Annotated in this window: 7 protein-coding genes; 6 read left to right on the top strand and 1 reads right to left on the bottom strand. The window is 69.5% G+C overall.

The features are described 5' to 3' along the window. Window positions 1-129: 129 nt before the first annotated feature. Window positions 130-456 (top strand): acyl-CoA carboxylase subunit epsilon, encoded by a 327-nt coding sequence (locus ACLBYD_RS06095; RefSeq protein ID WP_016696115.1) that lies wholly within the window; start codon window positions 130-132, stop codon window positions 454-456. A 1-nt stretch (window position 457) separates the two neighbouring features. Next, a complete protein-coding gene (locus tag ACLBYD_RS06090) occupies window positions 458-1,120 on the top strand; it encodes a Maf family protein (protein ID WP_447815774.1) in 663 nt (220 codons plus the stop codon). A 13-nt stretch (window positions 1,121-1,133) separates the two neighbouring features. Here ACLBYD_RS06090 and ACLBYD_RS06085 read toward each other — a convergent pair whose 3' ends face one another. After that, window positions 1,134-1,550 (bottom strand): group III truncated hemoglobin, encoded by a 417-nt coding sequence (locus ACLBYD_RS06085; protein WP_447815773.1) that lies wholly within the window; start codon window positions 1,548-1,550, stop codon window positions 1,134-1,136. 62 nt (window positions 1,551-1,612) lie between these two features. Here ACLBYD_RS06085 and ACLBYD_RS06080 point away from each other — a divergent pair, with 62 nt between their 5' ends. The 4 genes from ACLBYD_RS06080 to ACLBYD_RS06065 all read left to right on the top strand — a co-directional run bounded on the left by ACLBYD_RS06080 (window position 1,613) and on the right by ACLBYD_RS06065 (window position 6,295). Continuing rightward, window positions 1,613-2,506, top strand: coding sequence for a sulfurtransferase (locus tag ACLBYD_RS06080; protein WP_447815772.1), 894 nt, complete (start codon window positions 1,613-1,615; stop codon window positions 2,504-2,506). Beyond that, a complete protein-coding gene (locus tag ACLBYD_RS06075; RefSeq protein ID WP_447815771.1) occupies window positions 2,503-2,916 on the top strand; it encodes a SufE family protein in 414 nt (137 codons plus the stop codon). Before ACLBYD_RS06080 ends, ACLBYD_RS06075 begins: the two co-directional genes overlap by 4 nt. A gap of 7 nt (window positions 2,917-2,923) precedes the next feature. Beyond that, on the top strand, window positions 2,924-4,384 hold the full coding sequence (locus ACLBYD_RS06070) for a condensation domain-containing protein (protein ID WP_447815770.1): 1,461 nt from the start codon (window positions 2,924-2,926) through the stop codon (window positions 4,382-4,384). A 120-nt stretch (window positions 4,385-4,504) separates the two neighbouring features. Further along, entirely contained in the window at window positions 4,505-6,295 is a 1,791-nt protein-coding gene (locus ACLBYD_RS06065) for an acetyl/propionyl/methylcrotonyl-CoA carboxylase subunit alpha (RefSeq protein ID WP_447815769.1), read from the top strand. Window positions 6,296-6,390 lie beyond the last annotated feature (95 nt).

Below are 6,390 nucleotides of genomic sequence, written 5' to 3'. Positions count from 1 at the left end.
CGGTCCTGCCGCGACCGTACGGCGTAGCACGTCGCCCACGACGTGCGATGAACCCGAGAGAGGGATCGACATGACAGCGACCCGGTGGGCATCCGATGCCCGTGTGGACGCGTACCCGGGGGGTGCCCTGTGACAGCGACGGCAGAGGACAAGATCATCACCGAGTTCGAGGTCGAAGAGCAGTCGCCCGCGGTCGAGGCCACGGCCGCCGACGACGCGACCGAAGCCGCCCAGGAGAGCACCGCGGTCGCCGAGACCGCGGCCGCCATCCGCATCGTCAAGGGCAACCCCGCCGACGAGGAGATCGCGGCTCTCGTCGCCGTGCTCGCCGCTGCCGCTGCGTCGGCGGGCGACGAGGTGGTCGACACCCGGCCGCCCGAGACCTGGGGCGATCCGACGCGGATGCACCGGCAGTGGGCGCCGTTCTCGCCGTATTCGTACCCGAACCGCGGCTGACATGCCCCGGCTCGTTCTGGCCTCGGCTTCACCCGCCCGCCTCGCGGTTCTCCACGCGGCGGGCGTGAAGCCGTTGGTGCAGGTGTCGGAGGTCGACGAGGACGCACTCATCGCGTCCCTCGACCCCGGCACGCCGCCGGCGCAGGTGGTCACCGAGCTGGCCCGCGCCAAGGCCACCGACATCCTGCCCGTCCTGCGTGAGCAGAAGCTCCGCGACGCCGTCGTCATCGGCTGCGACTCGATGCTGCTGATCGACGGCGCTCTGCAGGGCAAGCCCGGCACCGTCGAGGCGGCCCACGAGCGCTGGCGGGCGATGGCCGGCCGCAGCGGCGAGCTGCTCACCGGTCATGCCGTGCTCCGTATCCGCGACGACGAGGTCGTCGCGGAGGCCGCCGACCACAGCGGCACCGTGGTGCACTTCGGCACCCCCACGGACGAGGAGCTCGAGGCGTATCTCGACAGCGGTGAGCCGCTCGAGGTGGCCGGGGCCTTCACGCTCGACGGTCACGGGGGCTGGTTCGTCGAGGGCATCGAAGGCGATCCGTCGTCGGTGATCGGCATCGGGCTCCCGCTGGTGCGGCGCCTCCTCGCCGAGGTCGGCATCTCCGTCGCACGGTTGTGGGCCGAGAACGCCGCGATCCCCGTCGAGGCGCTCGAGAACTGAGCCGTACCCGGCACTATCGGGCCGTGCCGCCGTACAGGGTCTTCTGCAACGAGCCCACCATCGCCTCGGCCTTGGTCTTCGCACGTTCGGCATCCACGCCGTGGAACATCTCGTCTACGGTCCCGCACCACAACTGCAACCACCGCTCGAACCGGGCGGGGGTCAGTCCGTGGTGTCCGTGCAGCGCCCGGTGCACCGGCACGAACGCTCCGCGATAGCGGGTGGTGCGGAAGAGGATCTGCTCCCAGAAGTCGCCGACCACCACCAGATGGTCGTCGAGTCCGATTACGGCGAGGACGTCGAAGGCCGGCGCGAGCACGGGATCGTCGAGGGCCCGTTCGTAGAACCGCCGGACCAGCAGGTCGATGTGCTCCCGCGATGCGAGCTCGACCGGGGCCGGCCGGTCGCCGTGGGCGTCACTGCGGGTCACGTCCCGTCACGGTACCGCCTAGAATCGACGGCGCACCTGCCACCACAGCCTCAGGAGCCCATGTGCCCGTCGCACCCGATAGCAACCCTTCGTTCGCGGTATACGCCGATCCCAACCGTCTCGTGTCGACGGAGTGGTTGTCCGCTCATCTCGGCCATCCCGAAGTGAAGGTCGTAGAGTCCGACGAGGACGTCCTGCTCTACGACGTGGGGCACATCCCCGGTGCGGTGAAGATCGACTGGCATCTCGATCTCAACGACCCCGTCACCCGCGACTACATCGACGGCGAGCAGTTCGCCGCGCTCATGGATCGCAAGGGCATCCGCCGCACCGACACCGTGATCATCTACGGCGACAAGTCCAACTGGTGGGCCGCCTACGCACTGTGGGTCTTCACCCTCTTCGGCCACGAGGACGTCCGCCTGCTCGACGGTGGACGCGACGCGTGGATCTCCGAGAACCGCGACACCACCCTCGACATCCCCATCGCCACGACGAGCGGTTACCCGGTCGTCGAGCGCAACGACGCGCTGATCCGCGCGTTCAAGGACGATGTCCTCGCGCACCTGGGCAAGGGCCCCCTGGTCGACGTGCGGTCGCCGCAGGAGTACACCGGCGAGCGCACCCACATGCCCGACTACCCGGAGGAAGGCGCCCTGCGCGGTGGCCACATCCCCACCGCGGTGTCGATCCCGTGGGCGAAGGCAGCGGCGCCGGACGGCCGGTTCCGTGCGCGGCCCGAACTCGAGGAGATCTACGGCGACATCGACCAGGACGCCGACGTGATCGCCTACTGCCGGATCGGCGAGCGCTCGAGCCACACCTGGTTCGTGCTCACCTACCTGCTCGGGTACTCGAACGTGCGCAACTACGACGGTTCGTGGACCGAGTGGGGCAACGCCGTCCGCGTGCCCATCGTCAAGGGCGACGAGCCCGGAGAAGTGCCGGTCGCATGAGCATTCCCGCCCCGCTCGCCGAGATCGTCGACGACTTCGCCGCCGTCGAGGGTCAGGACAAGCTGCAGTTGCTGCTGGAGTTCAGTCGCGAACTCCCGCCCCTTCCCGCGGAGCTGGAGGAGGCGGCGATGGAACCGGTGCCCGAGTGCCAGTCGCCGCTGTTCCTGTCCGTCGACGCGGCCGACCGGTCGCGGGTGAAGCTCCACTTCAGCGCACCCGCCGAAGCGCCGACCACCCGCGGATTCGCATCGATCCTGCAGCAGGGACTCGACGGTCTCAGCGCACAGGAGATCCTCGACGTGCCCGACGACTTCTATGCCTCGCTCGGTCTCGCCGAGGCGGTCAGCCCGCTGCGGCTGCGAGGGATGAGCGCGATGCTCACGCGCATCAAGCGGCATCTCCGAACCTGACGCGGTCATGGAGTTCACCGAGCTCGCCGACTACCGGATCCCCCCGGGCGTTCTCACCGAATGGCTGCCGTGTGCGGCCGAGGACGACTGGCGCGAGGACCCTCGTCCCGCCTCGTACATCCACGAGGCGCATCTGAGGCGTACCTCGGGGGTCCGGTACGGCGGGGGCCGCGACTCCTGGCTCGGCACGGCCTTCGAGGTCCCCGGGACGCTCGACACCGAGCGGTTCCGGCGGGCCCTGCAGCGCTGGATCGATCGGCACGAACCGCTGCGCAGCCACGCGCACCTCGACGAGGAACAGAGCGGCGGCGGTCTGGTGCGGCGCACCGCTCCCCCGGGCCGGGTGTCGGTGCGACCCATCCGGCACGATCCCGCCGATCCCGACACCATCCACGAGCACCTGCTCGGTCTGTTCGACGACTACACGACCCCGCACCTGTGGCCGTCCTACGTCTTCGCGACGCTCGAGCGGACACCGGACGGGGATCCCGACGGCGCAGAAAGCGCGAAGGACACCGACGAGCGGTTCACGGTCTTCTTCGGCGCCGACCACTCCATCATCGACGGGTACTCGGTGGTGCTCGTGGCGCACGAGATCTCGGCGCTCTACGAGGAGGAGCGCACCGGTCGCGCCGCCGACCTGTTCCCGGTGGGCAGCTACATCGACTTCGGCGCCGCCGAACGCGACGAGTCCGCGCATCTCGACGACGACGACGAGGCCGTGCAGATCTGGCGGCGGACCCTCACCGAATGCGGCGGCGAACCGCCCGCCTTCCCCCTCCCGATCGGGGCGCGACCCGCGCACGCCACACCCCAGCAACGACTGTCGGAACGCTGGTTCGACGACGACGAGGCGAGCGCCTTCTCCGCATGCTGCCGACGCGCCGGGACGGGATTCTTCGCCGGCGTGCTGGCGTGCTTCGGCCGGGCGACGGCCGAACTCACCGGTGCGGATCGGTTCCGGACCGTCGCGCCCGCGCACACCCGCGCCGGGCCGATCTGGGCGGGTTCGCTCGGATGGTTCGTCGGCCTGCGTCCGATCGATCTGAAGCTCACGGACACAACGGATTTCGAGACCCTGGCGATGCGGGCCGGCGACGAACTGCACCGCACCCGCGCGAGCGCACGAGTGCCGTTCGTACGGGTGGGCGAACTCCTCGGCGTGCCCATCCGTCCACGTTTCGTCGTCTCGTACATGGACGTGCGGTTCGTGCCGATGGCCGCCCAGTGGCCCGAATGGAACGCTCAGGCGCTGCGCAGCCGCAGCTTCACCCACGACGTCTACGTCTGGATCAACCGCACGCCCGAGGGTGTGAACATGTCGGCGCGATTTCCCGACAATACGGTCGCGGGCGAGAACGTCCCGAGCCTTCTGACGCGCACCCGCGAACTGATGCACGAGGTCGCGGTGGGTGGACCGTGGATCGCACGGTCGGAAACGGCGGCAGTCCCACCTACCGGTGAGTAGCATTGTGCGCTCGAACGGCCGCCGTAATGTATATGGGCATCCGGTTACATCGTCGATCCGAATGGCGCTTAGACTGCCCGTCGACGGAAATAACCTAACGATCGATCAACAGGAGGCTCCGTGCCCAGTCATGCCAGCGCGCAGATCACGAAGGTGCTCGTCGCGAACCGCGGCGAAATCGCTGTGCGGGTCATCCGAGCCGCCAAGGACGCGGGCTACGGCAGTGTCGCCGTCTACGCCGAACCGGACGCAGACGCACAGTTCGTGAAGCTCGCCGACGAGGCGTTCGCACTGGGCGGCACCACCTCGGCCGAGTCCTACCTGGTGTTCGACAAGATCCTCGACGCCGCGGCCAAGTCCGGCGCCGACGCCATCCACCCCGGCTACGGCTTCCTCTCCGAGAACGCCGACTTCGCCCAGGCCGTGATCGACGCCGGCCTCATCTGGATCGGCCCCTCGCCGCAGTCCATCCGCGACCTCGGCGACAAGGTCACCGCCCGCCACATCGCCGAGCGCGCCAAGGCTCCGATGGCGGCCGGCACCAAGGACCCGGTCAAGAACGCCGAGGAGGTCGTCGAGTTCGCCGAGAAGTACGGCGTGCCGGTCGCGATCAAGGCCGCTTTCGGCGGTGGTGGACGCGGCATGAAGGTCGCGCAGACCATCGAGGAGATCGCCGAGCTGTTCGAGTCGGCCACCCGTGAGGCCGTCGCTGCCTTCGGTCGCGGCGAGTGCTTCGTCGAGCAGTACCTCGACAAGGCCCGCCACGTCGAGGCCCAGGTCATCGCCGACCAGCACGGCAACGTCATCGTCGCCGGCACCCGCGACTGCTCGCTGCAGCGCCGCTTCCAGAAGCTCGTCGAGGAGGCCCCCGCGCCGTTCCTGACCGACGAGCAGCGCAAGCGCATCCACGACTCCGCCAAGGCCATCTGCCGCGAGGCCGGTTACTACGGCGCCGGCACGGTCGAGTACCTCGTGCAGGGCGACACCGTCTCCTTCCTCGAGGTCAACACCCGCCTGCAGGTCGAGCACCCGGTCACCGAGGAGACCGCCGGCATCGACCTCGTGCGTCAGCAGTTCCGCATCGCCAACGGCGAGAAGCTCGAGCTCACCGAGGACCCGACCCCGCGCGGCCACTCCTTCGAGTTCCGCATCAACGGGGAGGACGCCGGTCGCGGCTTCCTCCCCGCTCCCGGCCCGATCACCGTCTACAAGGAGCCCACGGGCCCCGGCGTGCGTGTCGACTCGGGTGTCGTCGCCGGCGACGTCATCGGCGGCCAGTTCGACTCGATGCTCGCCAAGCTGATCGTCACCGGTGAGACCCGCGAGCAGGCGCTGCAGCGTGCTGCCCGCGCGCTGGCCGAGTTCGAGGTCGAGGGCCTGGCCACGGTCATCCCGTTCCACCGCCACATCGTCGAGAACCCGGCGTTCGTGGGCGACGGCGAGAAGTTCGACGTCTACACCAAGTGGATCGAGAACGAGTGGGAGAACACCATCGAGCCGTACACCGGTGGTGCCCCGATCGAGGACGAGGACGAGGCCCTGCCGCGTCAGACCGTCGTCGTCGAGGTCGGCGGACGTCGCGTCGAGGTGTCGCTGCCCGGCCAGTTCTCGCTCGGCGGTAACGGCGGCGGTGCCGGCGCGATCCGCAAGAAGCCGAAGCCCCGCAAGCGCGGTGGCGGCGGCGCGGGCAAGGCGTCGGGCGACGCGGTGACCGCACCCATGCAGGGCACGGTCGTCAAGGTCGCGGTCGCCGAGGGCCAGGAGGTCGCCGAGGGCGAGCTCATCGCCGTGCTCGAGGCCATGAAGATGGAGAACCCGGTCAACGCCCACAAGGCGGGCGTCGTCACCGGCCTGGCGGTCGAGCCGGGCGCCGCGGTCACCCAGGGCACCGTGCTCACCGAGATCAAGTAGGACGCCGCTCGAGCGACGCTCGAGTACACGGCAGATCCCCGACGGTCCCCCGCNCGATGCGGGGGGACCTCGCCGTATCGGGTTCCTGGCGGCCG

This window comes from Rhodococcus sp. C26F (assembly GCF_053345925.1).
The sequence above is the reverse complement of the archived record's forward strand: the minus strand, read 5'-3'. Positions and strand labels throughout refer to the sequence as shown.